The organism is Mucilaginibacter sp., from assembly GCF_041088075.1.
GTDB lineage: Bacteria > Bacteroidota > Bacteroidia > Sphingobacteriales > Sphingobacteriaceae > Mucilaginibacter_A.
Genome location: NZ_JBGCVY010000046.1, coordinates 52,738 through 68,090 on the forward strand (window position 1 = coordinate 52,738; position 15,353 = coordinate 68,090).

The following is a 15,353-nucleotide window of genomic DNA, read 5'->3' on the forward strand; positions in this document are numbered from 1 at the left end:
ACTTCTTTTACCGTGGTATTTCTAACTTTTGGATAATTTGCTGCACCACTTCATCCGGTGTTACGCCTTCCATTTCTTTATCCGGCGAAAGCATGATGCGGTGTCGCAAAACAGCAGGCGTAACGTAAATGATGTCTTCGGGCGTAACAAAATCACGGCCGCTGATGGCGGCAATGGCTTTGGCGGCGTTAACAATGGCCAACGAAGCACGCGGCGAACCGCCCAAATAAAGCGATTTGCTGTTACGCGTTTCGTGGATAATTTTGGCGACAAACTCCAGCAATTTGGATTCGACATGCAAACTACGCACTTGGTTGCGGTAAATTCCTATTTGTGCAGCCGTCAAAATCGGTTTAATTTCGTCTAATTGTTCGGTTGCTTTTTGCTGATGGTGTTGCTGCAAAATAACCGTTTCTTCTTGTAATGAAGGATATTTCACTTCAATTTTAAACAAAAAACGGTCGAGCTGCGCTTCCGGCAAACGGTAAGTTCCTTCCTGGTCAATTGGGTTTTGCGTGGCGAGGATGACGAACGGTTCCTGCATCGGGTACGTTTGCCCATCAATCGTGATTTGCCGCTCTTCCATCACCTCAAACAAAGCAGATTGCGTTTTTGCCGGCGCGCGGTTAATCTCGTCCACCAAAATAACATTGCCAAAAATTGGACCTTGCTTAAACTCAAATTCGCTTTCTTTTGGGTTGAAAACCGAAGTGCCCAACACATCTGAAGGCATCAGATCGGGCGTAAATTGGATGCGCGAAAAACTGGCATCAATACATTTGGCGATGAGTTTGGCCGTCAAAGTTTTGGCCACGCCGGGTACGCCTTCAATCAAAACGTGTCCGTTGGCCAAAATTCCGGCAATCAGCAGCGTAATCATTTCCTGCTGGCCTACCACTACTTTTGCCAGCGTATTTTTTATTTCAGTTACCGATTGGTTTAATTGCGTGAGATCGGTCCTCGCGCTAAAAATTTCTTCTTCCATTATAAGCCTGTTTGCTTGTAAAATTGTTCTGTTAACTGATTGAGTTGGATTAATTCCTTGTCCGAAATCTGTTTTCCGGTTTGCACGTAATCAATATGTTTAAAAATATCCGCAACCAAATCGGCATTTGCGCCGCTTTTACGGATTAAAGTTTGCATCAGTTCCTGGTCAATTACGTTAGTTTTCAATTGATAACGGCTGCGAATTTGTTCTAAAAAGAAAGTAACTTTTTTGGCAGCGATGTTTAAATTGTTGCGCTGCTGGTAGTAAACCTGGCCAACCACCTGCACAAATTCGACGGTTGTATTTTGAAGCGGATCGGCAACCGGAATGATGCGCTGCCGGCGTTTCGCCTCGTACAACACAAAAAAAAGCAGGCTAAACAAAGCAATAAAATAAGCCCAGCGCAATTCATGATGGCTTAAAAAAACGCGCATTGGCGAATCGCCCTCGCCTTCCGGCCCGGCCGCAGCGTATTCATCCCAAATAATTTCTCCTTTTGCGGGCAAATACGAAAGCGCTTTGGCGGCATAATCGCTGCCTTCGGTTTTAAGCAAGTTGTAGTTGGTAAAATAATCGGGGCTCGGCATCAAATACAAAAAGCCTCGGCCAAAAGCGTAGCGGATAAAATTGGCGTGCTTATATTGGTTTTTGCCGAGGACGACAGCTTTGGAAGTATCAAATTTACTGAAGTATTGATTGCCGATTTGCCTGTCGAACATATAAGTTTTCTTTGGGTCCAACATCGGATTGGTAAAACTCAGCTTAGTTTTTTTTGTGGAAGAAAACGATGGCTCGCTGTTGATTTTTAATTTCAACGTATCGCTTAAAAACTTGCTCACATAAAAAGAGGCGATAAAAACAGCATTCCCTTTTTTAATGTAATCCAGCATTTGGCCAAAATCAGCGGCATCAATATCTGCTTTTTGCGCGATAATTAAGTAACTGCCGGGCTGGTAACGGTGTTCATTCACCGCATCAAACAAGGTATTGTAAACCGGCATCCGGGTAGTTTGGATGGTGGCGCCGGGAAAAATATCGTTTAACTGATGGTTTAACAGGTAAGTGCCATAGGGGATTTTATCCGTGTCGAGATAAGTCGGGCTCCAATCCACTGGTTTTGGCCGGTTATACTGCACCACGCAATAAAATATGAGCAGCGCAAAAGCGATGGCTACGTAAATTTTCAGGTCTTTCATCGCAGCTTTGGGTTAAATTGCTGAAACGCGTTTTTGATCTGCTGAAAATTTTCCTGATCAACCTTAAAATTGCCATACCAAACGTACTCGAACTGCCGCGTTAACAAACCGAACTTTTGCTGCTGCTCCGGGTTTTGTATTTCGTGCAGATAAGCCAAGTTCGTTTTATCCGCTTTCCATTGGATGGCACCAGCATCACTCAGCTTCTTCAAACAATTCAAAAAAAGCAAACGCACGGCCAATCGGAAATTGCGGCTGGCAATGGCTTTTTCTATCTCTTCTTCAAAACTGATTTCGTGGATGTTTTCGACCGATTCGTTGTAAGGGATTTCGACCGTGTTTGTTTTACCGGTAAAAATTTGCATCACGTCCATTCCCATCACTTTTAAAACCAAAAAAACCAAAGCCGCGGTGCCCAAAATGATAAAAAGCCATTGCAAAATGCTGCCGGTTACACGGCCGCGCGCCAGGTTATCCACCTGATACCAAAACCAATTCCAAAACTGGTTCCATAAGGATAAGCCTTCTTCCGCATCGGCAGCGTATTTAAAATCGCGCTGCTGCCGGTAATCATTTAGCGTAACGGCGTTAAAATTCCGGATTTGTACTTTGCTGCTGTCTGCACGCACAATGGCCGCAGCTTTTTTTGATACCAATTTTTGTGCGATAAAAGAAGCATTCAAAAACAGTAGGCAAAGCAAACCGAAAACTTTCAGCATCAAATTAGTATTCTTCTTTTGGTAAACCTGCATCCAAATCATTATTGCCAAAGTTGTTGATGCGGTTCATCAAACCGGTTCCTTCTTTCTGTTCATTTAAATTGAAATAGCACAAAGCGGCGGCGATGGAGGGCAACATGTAAAACACGTAGCAAAGCGCAGAAACGACGGTGGTAAGCATCAGGCCGGAAGAAGTTGGCTTTGTTTTCGATAAAAACATAGAGCCAACCGTTAAAAGCGTTGCCGGAAGGACGAAAACCATCATGGCTGCATAAGTGATGATGGTGATGACGATGAGCACGCCAAAAGTTTGCCACCAGTTTTCTTTGATCAGCCTAAAACTTTTTGACCAGCCTTGGCCCAGACCCACGTTTTCAAAAACGATGACCGGCAGGATGAGCGATAAAATGGGCATCAAATAAAAGCCGGGAACGAGACAAAGCGCAAAACCGATGATAAAGACTATTGCGATAACGAAATAGCTGCCTAAAAAACGGAAAAAGTAGTGTTTAAAATAGCCCCAAACTTCTTCGGTATCGGGCGCAACGTTTCCTTTTTCTTTGTACAAAGCCATGAAGGAAAGCGGCAATAAACTAAGGGAAGTAAGCGATAACAAACCGAAAACTAAACTTAGAAAATAAGATATTCCAAACATCCCTAATAACCTTCCACGCCATTCTTGAGATGGAACGTTAGTCATTTGATTGCCCATTGCTCCAATCAACTGTTTTTGCTGCAACAATGTCACAATCAGATTTGCCACAATAAAAAAGCCGCAAATAATGACGTAAGATTTTAACAAAGGCTTCCAGTTTTGGCCGATAAAAGTAAATGTGTCGCCGATAATTTCCCCGAAATCGCGGGTTTTAACTAATTCAATTTTTGGTTGCATGTTGGTTTAATTTAGGTTTAGGTTGAGTTTTTTATGGAGATAATTTGGGTAGATGACCACGTAAGTAACGATAAAAACTGCCGATAAAAACAGTATCGTTACGCTGAGCCAGGTCGGCATTTCGGTGTGGCGGGTTACAAAACTTTCTAAAAAAGCAGCGGCAATAAAAATCGGAACCAAGCCGATCACCATTTTTGTCCCGTCTTTTGCGCCGCGTTTAAAAGATTCCATCCGCGTGTAGGTTTTCGGAAAAAGGATGCTTTTGCCTAAAACCAAACCGGCGGCGCCGGCAATAATAATGGAAGAAATTTCTAACGTTCCGTGGATCCAGATCACCAGAACTGATTTCAGCCCAAAACCTTTGCTAAAGAAAAAATACTCGAAAGCACCGAGCATAATCCCGTTTCGGATCAATGCGTAAATACTCCCCAGCGACAAAAACACGCCGCCAACAAAACAGTAAAAAGCCACAAAAATATTGTTAAAGGCAATCCCAAAGAACATGGTGTACGGGTTTTCGCGCTTGTAAACGCCAAACGGATCACCTTTGGCAATATTGGCTTCCGTCATGTTGACGTAGTGGTCACCCAAAATCAAACGCAAAAAGTTGTTGTCGTACTTGGCCGATAATGCGCCCATCAAGGCAAAAACAACCGTAAACAAAAACGCGTACAGCAATTGCCGCTGGTACTTCTTAAAAAGCAAAGGCAGTTCCTGCTCCCAAAACAAAATAAAACGGTTTGTTTTTTCCTTTTTGTTTTTGTAGATGGATTGGTGCAAACGCCCGGTTAAGCCGTTTAAATAAGCCGTGGTTTTAGATTGCGGGTAAAAAGTTTTGGCATAAGCCAGGTCGTCGGTCAGGCTGATGAAACGCTGCGCCAGTTCGTCCGGGTCTTGCGTTTGCATCTGCTCGTACTTTTGCCACTTATCCGAATTTTGTTTGATAAATAAAGCTTCGCGCATGCTTCTTTTAGGGTATAAATTTTTCGATAAAGACGTTTTTAATTGTTGGGTAAGATAATTATTTCCGGCAATAAAAATATATTTGTTAGCGATGCAAACGATAAAAATAACGACCGCCCAAAACATAGAAATTGATTACGAAGTGGCAGGTTTGGGCGAACGCATCGTGGCCAGGTTGATTGATTTCGGGATTTTTATTTTGATCTTGATAGCAGGCATCGCTATTGCTGCTTTCGTTGGAAATTCGGTACAAAAAGTAACTTTGTTTGGCTATGTATTTGGCGGTTTATACTTTCTATGGCTGCTGTCCTTAGTCTTTTACGATTTGGTTTGCGAAGTTTTTTTAAACGGACAAAGCGTTGGCAAAAGGATCATGAAAATTAAAGTGATCAGTTTGGATGGCACCCAGCCACGTTTGGGCCAGTATTTAATCCGCTGGCTGTTCCGTATTGTAGATTTTTTGATCACGTTTCAATTGGCTGGTTTGATTTCGGTTATTTTCACCCAAAACAAACAACGCCTGGGCGACTTGGCTGCCGGAACTACTTTGGTTACCACCAAACCCCGGACAAATGTTAGCCAGATTGCTTTTGCGCCGGTTCCAGCAGATTATGTTCCGGTATTTAAGGAAGTGAACCAACTGGCTGATCGAGATATTGTACTAATCCACGAAGTTATCCAAAGCCATAACCCGGTTTTAGTGCATCAAATGGCTAATCAAATTAAAACGCATTTGAGTATTAAAACCGGTTTTGATGATGCAACTTTCCTGCAAACTATTATTAAAGACTACAATTTTGTAATGTCGAAAATGGAATTGTAAGGAAACGAAAAATAAGTTTTTCAAAGAGCCGCCAATTTTGTAGAAATAAATTTCAACCCGTTTAAAACAAAGGCGAAATTTTAAAAGCGTAAGAAACAATTACCGTAACAGCAGCAATCACCCATAAAACTTTCGAAATATTTTCTGCCTGAGGAAACCGCACTTTCATCTTTAACAAAAAAAACACTGCTAAAAGAAGTATCGGCACGGTGGCCGGGTAATAATGCCAGCTTTCCAACCAGTTTCCCTTTAGCAAAGCCAGTACCGATCGTTGAAAACCGCAACCCGGACAATCAATTCCCGTAAAGTGTTTAAACGGGCAAGGCAGAAAAAAACGGTTCATCCAACTTTCGGTCATGGTTATTTAAACAGCAGCAATGCCTGCTTCACATCGCTTTTAAAAATAGTAATTTTGATGATGCAAAAAGAGCAAATTTCTGTTTTTGATATGTTTAAAATTGGTATCGGGCCTTCCAGTTCGCATACCTTGGGGCCGTGGCGCGCAGCACAGCAATTTGTGCAATTGTTAAAAAATTCTGAAGTTTTAACACAAGTTGTCCAGGTCAAAATCCTGCTTTACGGTTCGCTTGCCAAAACCGGAAAAGGCCACGGAACCGATATTGCCGTTTTGCTGGGTTTAAGCGGAGACGATCCGGTTACGTTTGATGTGGACCAGATCGAACCAAAAATTGAAAACATCCGGCAAAGCAGGCAACTAAATTTAGGTGGTAAAAGAAGCATCCCGTTTTTGTACGAAGATGACCTGCTTTTTTTGATGGGCAGCAGCTTGCCTTTTCACCCAAACGCGGTTACTTTCCAGGCTTTTTTGGAAGATGGAAAAGCCGTCAGCGAAACTTATTATTCTATCGGCGGCGGTTTTGTGGTGAACGACAACGGCACATCTTCTGCTGCAAAACCGGAAGTTGACCTGCCTTTTCCCATCGAAACCGCAAACGATTTGCTGCATTGGTGTTTGAAAACAGGGCTCAAAATTTCTGATATTGTGATGGAAAACGAACTGGCCTGGCGCAGCGAAGAAGCAACCAAAGCCGGTGTATTGCAGATTTTTGACGTAATGAAAGCGTGTTTGTACCGCGGCTGCCACACATCCGGCTTTTTGCCCGGCGGCTTAAACGTTGCCCGCCGTGCTGCCCGAACGAATAAGCGTTTGTTGGGCGATGCCGTTTACCACGATTATGAAAGCTGGACCAGTGCCATCAAACAAAAAAGCAACAGCTTTACATACATTTTGGATTGGGTAAGTTGTTTTGCTTTGGCTGTGAATGAAGAGAACGCTTCTTTCGGCCGCGTGGTTACAGCGCCAACAAATGGTGCGGCAGGCGTAATCCCGGCCGTTTTGCAATACCTGTTAATTTTCTGCGATAAAAACAGTATTGACCAAACCATTCGTTTTTTGTTAACGGCTTCCGAAATCGGCAGTATTTTTAAAAAAGGTTCCACTATTTCTGCGGCAATGGGTGGTTGTCAGGCTGAAATTGGTGTTTCTTCCGCGATGGCTGCTGCAGCTTTAACCGAATGTTTGGGCGGAAGCCAGCGCCAGGTTTTAATGGCTGCGGAAATCGCAATGGAACACCACTTGGGCATGACCTGCGACCCGATCGGCGGATTGGTACAAGTTCCCTGCATCGAACGCAATACGATGGGAGCGATCAAAGCAATTACCGCATCGCAGCTGGCTTTGCAAAGCAACCCGGACAATGCACGCGTTAGTTTAGATGCCGTAGTAAAAACGATGTGGGAAACCGCGCAAGACATGAACTCGAAATACAAAGAAACCGCGGATGGCGGCCTGGCGATTCAAATCCCGATCTCGATGCCGGAATGCTGATTTTTAGGTGGTAAAAGAAGCATAGTCATACCGAACTTGTTTCGGCATCCCACAAGCAAGGTTTTTTATTTATCCTGTGGAATCCTGAAACAAGTCCAGGATGACAAACTGAAACCGCACAGGACATGAACTCGAAATACAAGGAAACTGCAGATGGCGGTTTGGCCGTCCAAATCCCGATCTCGATGCCGGAATGCTGATTTTAGGGTGGTAAAAGAAGCATGGTCATGCCGAACTTGTTTCGGCATCCCACAAGCATGGTTTTTTGTTTATCCTGTGGGATCCTGAAACAAGTTCAGGATGACAAACTGAAACCGTGCAATACATGAACTCCAAATACAAGGAAACAGCCGATGGCGGCCTGGCTGTCCAAATCCCGATCTCGATGCCGGAATGCTGATTTTAGGGCGGTAAAAGAAGCATGGTCATGCCGAACTTGTTTCGGCATCCCACAAGCATGGTTTTTTGTTTATCCTGTGGGATTCTGAAACAAGTTCAGGATGACAAACGGAAACCGTTCAGGACATGAACTCGAAATACAAAGAAACCGCGGATGGCGGCCTGGCCATTCAAATCCCGATCTCGATGCCGGAATGCTGATTTTTAGGCGGTAAAAGAAGCATGGTCATGCCAAATTTGTTTCAGGATATTACAAGCAAAGTAATGCACCTTTGCATTCCTGTTTATCTTAAAAACAAGCGTTCATCAAATTCGTACCGGTTAATAGTTACTATAGAAACTTTATTGATCTCATGATGGTTTGGATTGATGAGGTAGTTAAAGTCGCCTTGAACTACAACCGATGGTACTTTTAAAATTACTGCTTTTTTACTCATGATAAATTTATCTCCAATTATTTGAGTGGAATGTGAATGCGGAATAGACTTCCAATCAGAAGGAAGTTTGTTTTCCTGTAGTTCTTCTGTAATTATCAAATCCGGCATTTCAAAGGTAATAACAACATACCCTTTTGGAAGGATTCCCAAAGGTACGTGTACTGCAATTTCGGTAGTAGCCAAGGCAATGGACTGAGAAGTATAAATCATGGGAGTACCTTTACTATTCCAACGCCCTCCACCTATTTCGGCTCCCTTGCCACTTAAATCCCTGCCATATTTAGATTTGGTTAAACGGTACAGCTTCATGCCAATACACCGTGTTCTATGCGGGTAAGTTCGTCTCTTACTAAGTTAATACCAAAAGTTGTATCCAACAAGTCTTTAGGTTTCACTCCGCCCAAAGCAATACTTTTGGTATTTAGCCAGCTATCAAAATTTCCGTTATCTTCAAATACCTCTTCTCCGTATTTATAAAGAAGGTTAATCTCTAAAATACGTTCTGCAAAGTTCGCCAAAAAAGGTTTCTTTTCTTTCTTGTAGCGTTGCAAAGTCCTTTCTGATAAATTAAGGTAATGAGACCATTCAACAAAAGAAAAAGGAATGGATTTTAACAAGTTATCGAAGAAAGAATAATCCAAACCTTCCCGTATTGCTTTTATTAAAAAAAGGCTGTCCTTGTCATCAAATGAGTTAAAAGATAAATTATGTTCTAACACTTCCTCTGTCTTTATCATATATCAAATATACGACAAGTGTCAGATAGAAAACGACAATTAGCATAAATATTAAATCTAATGATCTGATCAGTATGCCGGAATGCTGATTTTTAGGGGATAAAAGAAGCATTGGCTTCCTGCTTAAAATCAAAAGATCTACTTATTGCTTCAACCCTAAAACCACTTGTGGCAATAATAACTTCACCCACATCAAATACATCAGGCCGGAAGGGTGCAGGCCATCGTTGGCCAGTAAATTTTGATTGTTTGCAGCCAACCGGGAAATGTCGGTAATGTTAAGGTAATTAACGCCCAAACGTTTGCTTTCCCTTTCGTTGATGCTGTTAAATCGATTAATCTGTGTTTTGATGGTTGCCAAGTTACGTCCGCTGGAAGCTGCATAGGGCGTAACAGACCAATCCGGAATGGACAACACAAACACATGTTTTAGATTTCCCTTTGCATACTTAATGGATGTGTTTACCAGTTCGTCAAAATCATTCCGGTAAATGGTGGTATCGCCGTTTTGGAATTGATTGTTCACACCGATCAGCAAGGTAACAAAGCTGTATTTTTTGGTGATGGCCGAATCAGCAATGGCGCGTTTCAGGTCGGCCGTAGTCCAACCGGTTTGGGCAATAATCTTGGGGTTTGCCGTGCGGTAATTGTTATTGTTTAACTGTGCCGTTAACTGGAAAGGAAAAGATTGCATGGCTGGCACCGATTGCCCGATGGTATAAGAATCGCCCAGGGCAAGGTAAGTTAAGGCGGTATCAGCAGTATTAACCGGCGGTGCAACAACAGGAGTTATGGGCACAAACGGTGTTGTTTCCTGTTGCTTTTTGCATCCTGTTATAACTGCAATTGCGATAAATATACCTGCTGTTAATTTCATATTGTTTCCATACCAAATAATACGGAAATATGGTGTTTGAGGGTTTTCTTAACGTCATCTATATTTACGGCTGAACCCAACTCTCCTTGCATCGAGGCAACCGCCTTATCTTCTATCCCGCAGGGGATAATATTTTTAAAATAACCGAGGTCAGGGTTGATGTTGAAGGCCAAACCATGCATGGTAACCCAACGGCTGCACCGAACGCCCATCGCACAGATTTTCCGGGCTTTTAGCGGATCATCGGCATCCAGCCAAACACCGGTATAACCCGGAAAGCGTTCGCCCCAGATGCCATATTCTGCCAATGTTAAAATCACGGCTTCTTCCAAAGTGCGCAGGTACAAGTGGATATCGGTAAAGAAATTATCCAGGTCCAAAATCGGGTAAACCACCAACTGCCCCGGCCCGTGATAGGTAATATCGCCGCCGCGGTTGATCGGGTAAAAGCGCGCCTGCTTTTCTTCCAGTTGTTTTTCGGACAATAAAAGATGTTCCTTTTTGCCGCTTTTGCCTAGCGTATAAACATGCGGGTGTTCGCAAAAAATTAAATAATTGGGCGTTACTGTTTTTATGCCGGTAAAAGAAGCATCGTCTTCCCCGCGGTGGCGCAGCTCGGTTTTCAGTTTTACGGTTGTGGCAAAAAGGGTTTCCTGCCTGTCCCACGCTTCTTTGTAATCCACCAGGCCCCAGTCTTCAAAAATAACGTGTTTGTTCATAGGTGGAGAGGTTTGAGGTGAAGAGGTATGAAGTATCAGGTTTGAGGTAATAGTTAATGGATAATAGCAAGAGGAAGGCTGATGGCAGATAGTTGATGGCTCAAACCTGATACCTCAAGCCCCATACCTCACTCCTCCTACCTCACGCCCCTTTCGCATACCCAATCATATAATCGTTAAACTGAAAATATTCGACTTCAAAATCCAAATTTACGGTTTCATTTTTGATGGCCGCATGAAGGGTTCCGGCTTCGTGATAATCAAATTCATCCAGGTAAATATGGTTGATAAAGGAAACTTCTTTCCTTCCGTAGCATTTGTAAATGGCTTCTTTGGCGCACCAGCAAGTGTACAATTGCATAATCCGGTGTTTGGGTTGGATAAAGGCCAGTTCGTCCGGGCGCAAAAACTTTTTCACAATGCGTTCTACTTTTTGGTCAACGCGTTCAATATCAATGCCAACCGGCTTTTTTTTGCTGATCATCACGGCAGCATAATCAAAGCTGTGGCTGAAAGAAATGTGGTAAGGGATTGTGGTTAAATACGGTTTGCCATGTTCGTCGGCGCGGCAGTCAATGTATTCTTCCGTGTTCAGCATCTTGCGCAGCAAAACCCGTGTGCCCAGCCAGTGCAAATAGCGCTTGCTGCTGCTTAGTTTCTGTAAAAAAGATTGCTCTCCCTCGTCCAGTTGCAATTGCTGGTACAGTGCTTCGGCATTTTCTTCAATTTTCCAAAGGGCAAGTTCGGTGTCGCCGTCCACCTTTTTACGATAAGCAATCCCCATGAAGTAAAGTTGCAAAAAAAGGATGGCAATATATTTTAAATAATTCTAATTTAGGTTCTGCATCTTCGCACACTATGATCCTATCAGACAAATTGATTTTACAGGAAATTGAAAAAGGCACGATCATCATCGAACCTTTTGACCCAACCTGCCTCGGCACCAACTCTTATGATGTCCACTTGGGAAAATACCTGGCCACTTACCGCAACCGGGTTTTGGATGCCAAACAGCACAACGAGATTGATCATTTCGAGATCCCGAAAGAAGGCTTTTTGCTTCAACCCAACACTTTGTATTTGGGTGTAACCGTAGAATATACCGAAACGCACCGTCATGTGCCATTTTTGGAGGGTAAAAGCAGTACGGGCCGTTTGGGGATTGACATCCACGCCACGGCCGGCAAAGGCGATGTTGGTTTTTGCAATACCTGGACGTTGGAAATTTCGGTAACGCAACCTGTTCGTATTTATGCGGGAATGCCGATTGGCCAATTGATTTATTTTGTGGTGGAAGGCGAGATCGAAACCTTGTACAACACCAAAGCCAACGCCAAATACAGTAAACCCACCACGCGCCCGGTTGAAAGCATGATGTGGAAAAACAGCTTTTAAGTTTGCTTTAAGTGTTCGGATGAGCGTTAACTTGCTTTGTCATTTCTACTGAAGGGAGAATCTTCTTTCAACAAAGACACTAAATTTTAGGTGATAAAAGAAGCATAGGATTCCTTTCGCTTTGAAGAAGATTCCTCACTTCGTATCGGAATGACAGCGGGAAAACTGCTTTGTCATCCTGGATTTATTTCAGAATTTCTCGTGAAATTAAAACCAATCCTATGGGATGCCGAAACAAGTTCGGCATGACTAAAACCAGTTTGTAACCTAACCGTTACGATAAAATATTTCCCGGCCAAAATCGGTTATGTTTAGTACCTTGTTTCCTGATTTCTAAACCTATGAAATTTAAGCATTTAGTTATTCTTTCCCTGCTGTTTTTATCGGCAGGTTTTGTTGGTTTTATTGCCAGGCAGGACGATGACCCTTTGAAAAAAATCATCACCCAACTGCAAAAACTGACCGAGAACTATCCAACCGAAAAAGTTTACCTGCAACTGGATAAACCGTATTATGCCATCGGCGATGTGATTTATTTTAAAGCTTACACCGTTGTTGGCAGCAAACACCAGCCTTCGGCCTTGAGTAAGATTTTGTACGTTGATCTGATCAACGAAAAAGATTCTATCAAACAATCTTTGCGTTTGCCATTGACGGCCGGTTTAAGTGCAGGCGATTTTACTTTGGCTGATACCTTGCACGAAGGCAACTACCGCATCCGCGCGTATACACAATACATGCGCAATTTTGGCGAAGATTATTTTTTCGATAAAACCATCAGCATCGGCAACGCCATCAGCAATACTGTTTTTACCAGTGTAAATTATAAATTCTCGAACGAGAGCGGCGTGCAGCGCATCAACGCCGTTATCCATTATGCCGATCTCGACAATCATCCTTATGCCAATCGGCCGGTTACCTACAATGCGCAACTGGATTTTCGGACGGTTTTGAAAGGAAAAGGCGTAACCGATCCTAACGGAAACCTGAACATCACCTTCAGCAATACGCAGCCGCAACTGTATAAATCGGGTTTGATTACCACCAGCCTTACGATGGAGGATAAAAAAACAGTGGTAAAAACAGTACCGGTCAAAGCAACTTCCAGCGATGTGGACGTGCAGTTTTTTCCGGAAAGCGGTGATCTGGTCAACGGCATCCGTACCAAAGTTGCGTTTAAAGCAGTTGGTGCCAATGGTTTGGGCGTGGCCGTTAAAGGCAGCGTTTTTAACAGTGATAAAGTTGAAATCGCCAAAATCAACACCCAGCATTTAGGAATGGGCATTTTCGCCATGACCCCGGAGAGCGGCAAAACTTATTCGGCACGCATTACTTTTCCGGATGGTTCGGAGAAGAGTTTTGACCTGCCCAAAGCAAGCGATCAAGGCTTTAACCTCAGCATCAACAATACCGACCCGGATTTTATCAGCCTGCGCATTTCGGTAAGCAACGAAACTTTTAAGCAGAAGCAAAATACCGAAATTATGGTGGTTGGCCAATCGGGCGGCGAGGCTTATTATACGGCCAAAAGCAAGCTGGAAAGCCAATCGTTTACAGCCCGGATTCCGAAAAAACGTTTTCCTTCGGGGATTGTCCAGTTTACGCTGTTTACGCAGGAAGGCGAGCCTTTGAACGAGCGTATCGTTTTTATCCAAAACCCGGATTTGTTAAACATTGCCGTTGCTTCTCCCGAAACCACTTCGCCACGGCAAAAAGTAGATTTAAACTTTACCGCGGTAAACAAAGCAAAAGCGCCGGTTGTGGGCAGTTTTTCGGTTTCGGTTACGGTTACGGATGAAACAAAAGTTCCGGTAGATGAAAATAAGGAAAACACGATCATCTCCAACCTTTTGCTCACCTCGGATATCAAAGGTTATGTAGAACAGCCGGGCTATTATTTTAACAAAATCAGCGAAAAAACGCAGTCGGATCTGGATGTTTTGATGCTGACGCAAGGTTACCGCCGTTTTGCCTGGCGCATGATTTTGGGCAACAGCTTTCCGCAGCTTACCTTTCAGCCCGAACAATCTATGCTGATCTCGGGCACGGTAAAAACTTTGGGCGGCAAACCTGTTGCAAAGGGCAAGGTTACTTTGTTTACCACTTCAAAAGGTGCGTTTTTGCTGGATACGGTTACGGATGCAAACGGAAAGTTCAGGTTTGAAGGACTGCTTTTCCCGGACAGCATCCGCTTTGTGATCCAGGCGCGTGGCACAAACGGAAAGAAAAGCGTGGAGGTTACTTTGGACCAGGTTCCGCCGCAGTTGGTTACCAAAAACAAAAACTTGCCCGATGTTACCGTTAACATAAACACCGAACTGGCCGGCTACCTGCGCAACAGCAAAGCGCAATACGATGACCTGCGGAAATACGGCCTGGCCAACCGGACAATCGTGCTAAAAGAAGTAACCATTTCGGAGAAAAAAGCACCGCTAAAAAACTCGGCTAACCTGAACGGCGCGGGCAATGCCGACCAGATTATTAAAGGCGATGATTACCATTTCAGCGATTACCCAACACTTGAACAGGCTTTGCAGGGGCGGCTGCTGGGCGTTATTTTCCGCAACGGCATCGCTTATTCTACCCGCAGCTTTAACCGGCCGATGCAAGTCGTGGTGGATGGGGTTTACGTGAGCGGCGATTATTTAACCAGCCTCCCGCCTGCGGATATTGAAAGTATTGAAGTGCTGCGTTCTGGCGGCTACACTGCTATTTATGGCGGGCAAGGCGGCGGCGGCGTACTTTTAATCAACACCAAACGCGGCGGCCCTAATTACAATGTCCAAACTTATGCGCCTGGCATTGTTACCTACAACCCCAAAGGCCTTACCAGCAGCAAGGAGTTTTATGCGCCGAAATACGACGACCCGAAAACCAATAAAGCCGTTGCCGATTTGCGCACCACCATTTACTGGAACCCCAACTTAATTACCGATGCAGCCGGCAAAGCCAGCTTCAGCTTTTTTAACGCGGACAGTAAAGGCACTTACTGTGTGGTGATTGAAGGGATTGACAGCGATGGGGATTTGGGCAGGCAGGTTTATCGGTATCGGGTGGAGTAATGGGTTTTTGGGTGGTAAAAGAAGTATTGGAGGCTGTATTGCCGCAATAATACAGCGTGAAATACGCAATGCGTATTTTATATTGCCGGAAAGTTTTTAGAAAGCATAAGTGGTTTGATTATTAGCAGGTTATCTATTTTATTACGGATGTTTTTTAAAATAAAAACTGTTTATATATATTTACCAACGACTTACAAAACATGCGTATATTTACTAGTTGTGCGTAATACCATGAAAATTCGCTACCTATCATTTGTAATAATTTTTGCGACTTTATTTTCTTGTAATAATATTCAT

Annotated in this window: 16 protein-coding genes; 4 read left to right on the plus strand and 12 right to left on the minus strand. The window is 43.6% G+C overall.

The window, feature by feature from the left end; genetic code table 11:
• Window positions 1–7: 7 nt before the first annotated feature.
• From V5804_RS11300 to V5804_RS11320, 5 genes are read right to left on the minus strand one after another with little or no spacing between them, the layout of a single operon-like run.
• Window positions 8–985: an AAA family ATPase gene (locus V5804_RS11300; RefSeq protein WP_369591491.1), complete on the minus strand. Its 978-nt coding sequence runs from the start codon at window positions 983–985 to the stop codon at window positions 8–10.
• Complete coding sequence (locus tag V5804_RS11305) at window positions 985–2,184, minus strand: DUF4350 domain-containing protein (protein WP_369591492.1); 1,200 nt, start codon at window positions 2,182–2,184, stop codon at window positions 985–987. The genes V5804_RS11300 and V5804_RS11305 overlap by 1 nt, the downstream gene beginning before the upstream one ends.
• Window positions 2,181–2,903 (minus strand): DUF4129 domain-containing protein, encoded by a 723-nt coding sequence (locus V5804_RS11310; protein WP_369591493.1) that lies wholly within the window; start codon window positions 2,901–2,903, stop codon window positions 2,181–2,183. Before V5804_RS11310 ends, V5804_RS11305 begins: the two co-directional genes overlap by 4 nt.
• Before the next feature lie 4 nt (window positions 2,904–2,907).
• A complete protein-coding gene (locus V5804_RS11315) occupies window positions 2,908–3,795 on the minus strand; it encodes a hypothetical protein (protein WP_369591494.1) in 888 nt (295 codons plus the stop codon).
• 6 nt (window positions 3,796–3,801) lie between these two features.
• Window positions 3,802–4,758, minus strand: a complete 957-nt coding sequence (locus V5804_RS11320) for a stage II sporulation protein M (RefSeq protein ID WP_369591495.1) — start codon at window positions 4,756–4,758, stop codon at window positions 3,802–3,804.
• A gap of 91 nt (window positions 4,759–4,849) precedes the next feature.
• Here V5804_RS11320 and V5804_RS11325 point away from each other — a divergent pair, with 91 nt between their 5' ends.
• Complete coding sequence (locus V5804_RS11325; protein WP_369591496.1) at window positions 4,850–5,581, plus strand: RDD family protein; 732 nt, start codon at window positions 4,850–4,852, stop codon at window positions 5,579–5,581.
• A gap of 61 nt (window positions 5,582–5,642) precedes the next feature.
• On the opposite strand, the gene V5804_RS11330 is transcribed toward V5804_RS11325, so the two are convergent.
• A complete protein-coding gene (locus V5804_RS11330; RefSeq protein WP_369591497.1) occupies window positions 5,643–5,939 on the minus strand; it encodes a DUF2752 domain-containing protein in 297 nt (98 codons plus the stop codon).
• A 60-nt stretch (window positions 5,940–5,999) separates the two neighbouring features.
• On the opposite strand from V5804_RS11330, the gene V5804_RS11335 reads away from it, so the two are divergent.
• On the plus strand, window positions 6,000–7,430 hold the full coding sequence (locus V5804_RS11335) for an L-serine ammonia-lyase (protein ID WP_369591508.1): 1,431 nt from the start codon (window positions 6,000–6,002) through the stop codon (window positions 7,428–7,430).
• A 295-nt stretch (window positions 7,431–7,725) separates the two neighbouring features.
• Here V5804_RS11335 and V5804_RS11340 read toward each other — a convergent pair whose 3' ends face one another.
• The 6 genes from V5804_RS11340 to V5804_RS11365 all read right to left on the minus strand — a co-directional run bounded on the left by V5804_RS11340 (window position 7,726) and on the right by V5804_RS11365 (window position 11,383).
• Window positions 7,726–7,878 (minus strand): hypothetical protein, encoded by a 153-nt coding sequence (locus tag V5804_RS11340; protein ID WP_369591498.1) that lies wholly within the window; start codon window positions 7,876–7,878, stop codon window positions 7,726–7,728.
• A 235-nt stretch (window positions 7,879–8,113) separates the two neighbouring features.
• The gene (locus V5804_RS11345) at window positions 8,114–8,575 is read right to left on the minus strand and encodes an RES family NAD+ phosphorylase (protein ID WP_369591499.1); all 462 of its coding nucleotides are present in this window, start codon (window positions 8,573–8,575) and stop codon (window positions 8,114–8,116) included.
• Entirely contained in the window at window positions 8,572–9,003 is a 432-nt protein-coding gene (locus tag V5804_RS11350; protein ID WP_369591500.1) for an antitoxin Xre/MbcA/ParS toxin-binding domain-containing protein, read from the minus strand. The genes V5804_RS11345 and V5804_RS11350 overlap by 4 nt, the downstream gene beginning before the upstream one ends.
• Window positions 9,004–9,145: 142 nt before the next feature.
• On the minus strand, window positions 9,146–9,880 hold the full coding sequence (locus V5804_RS11355; RefSeq protein ID WP_369591501.1) for an SGNH/GDSL hydrolase family protein: 735 nt from the start codon (window positions 9,878–9,880) through the stop codon (window positions 9,146–9,148).
• Window positions 9,877–10,599, minus strand: coding sequence for a lipoyl(octanoyl) transferase LipB (gene lipB, locus V5804_RS11360; protein WP_369591502.1), 723 nt, complete (start codon window positions 10,597–10,599; stop codon window positions 9,877–9,879). Before lipB ends, V5804_RS11355 begins: the two co-directional genes overlap by 4 nt.
• A gap of 142 nt (window positions 10,600–10,741) precedes the next feature.
• Window positions 10,742–11,383, minus strand: coding sequence for a 4'-phosphopantetheinyl transferase superfamily protein (locus tag V5804_RS11365; RefSeq protein ID WP_369591503.1), 642 nt, complete (start codon window positions 11,381–11,383; stop codon window positions 10,742–10,744).
• Between the two features lie 74 nt (window positions 11,384–11,457).
• On the opposite strand from V5804_RS11365, the gene dcd reads away from it, so the two are divergent.
• Together dcd and V5804_RS11375 are read left to right on the plus strand one after the other, a co-directional pair.
• Window positions 11,458–11,994 (plus strand): dCTP deaminase, encoded by a 537-nt coding sequence (gene dcd, locus V5804_RS11370; RefSeq protein WP_369591504.1) that lies wholly within the window; start codon window positions 11,458–11,460, stop codon window positions 11,992–11,994.
• Between the two features lie 341 nt (window positions 11,995–12,335).
• Window positions 12,336–15,056, plus strand: a complete 2,721-nt coding sequence (locus V5804_RS11375) for a TonB-dependent receptor plug domain-containing protein (RefSeq protein ID WP_369591505.1) — start codon at window positions 12,336–12,338, stop codon at window positions 15,054–15,056.
• Window positions 15,057–15,353: the final 297 nt, after the last annotated feature.

Coding starts and splice junctions, on each gene's coding strand:
- V5804_RS11345 (WP_369591499.1), bottom strand. CDS start 8,575: ATGAAGCTGTACCGTTTAACCAAATCTAAATATGGCAGGGATTTAAGT.
- V5804_RS11375 (WP_369591505.1), top strand. CDS start 12,336: ATGAAATTTAAGCATTTAGTTATTCTTTCCCTGCTGTTTTTATCGGCA.
- V5804_RS11310 (WP_369591493.1), bottom strand. CDS start 2,903: ATGCTGAAAGTTTTCGGTTTGCTTTGCCTACTGTTTTTGAATGCTTCT.
- V5804_RS11365 (WP_369591503.1), bottom strand. CDS start 11,383: ATGGGGATTGCTTATCGTAAAAAGGTGGACGGCGACACCGAACTTGCC.
- V5804_RS11340 (WP_369591498.1), bottom strand. CDS start 7,878: ATGCCGAAACAAGTTCGGCATGACCATGCTTCTTTTACCGCCCTAAAA.
- V5804_RS11350 (WP_369591500.1), bottom strand. CDS start 9,003: ATGATAAAGACAGAGGAAGTGTTAGAACATAATTTATCTTTTAACTCA.
- lipB (WP_369591502.1), bottom strand. CDS start 10,599: ATGAACAAACACGTTATTTTTGAAGACTGGGGCCTGGTGGATTACAAA.
- V5804_RS11300 (WP_369591491.1), bottom strand. CDS start 985: ATGGAAGAAGAAATTTTTAGCGCGAGGACCGATCTCACGCAATTAAAC.
- V5804_RS11355 (WP_369591501.1), bottom strand. CDS start 9,880: ATGAAATTAACAGCAGGTATATTTATCGCAATTGCAGTTATAACAGGA.
- V5804_RS11330 (WP_369591497.1), bottom strand. CDS start 5,939: ATGACCGAAAGTTGGATGAACCGTTTTTTTCTGCCTTGCCCGTTTAAA.
- V5804_RS11320 (WP_369591495.1), bottom strand. CDS start 4,758: ATGCGCGAAGCTTTATTTATCAAACAAAATTCGGATAAGTGGCAAAAG.
- V5804_RS11335 (WP_369591508.1), top strand. CDS start 6,000: ATGCAAAAAGAGCAAATTTCTGTTTTTGATATGTTTAAAATTGGTATC.
- V5804_RS11305 (WP_369591492.1), bottom strand. CDS start 2,184: ATGAAAGACCTGAAAATTTACGTAGCCATCGCTTTTGCGCTGCTCATA.
- dcd (WP_369591504.1), top strand. CDS start 11,458: ATGATCCTATCAGACAAATTGATTTTACAGGAAATTGAAAAAGGCACG.
- V5804_RS11315 (WP_369591494.1), bottom strand. CDS start 3,795: ATGCAACCAAAAATTGAATTAGTTAAAACCCGCGATTTCGGGGAAATT.
- V5804_RS11325 (WP_369591496.1), top strand. CDS start 4,850: ATGCAAACGATAAAAATAACGACCGCCCAAAACATAGAAATTGATTAC.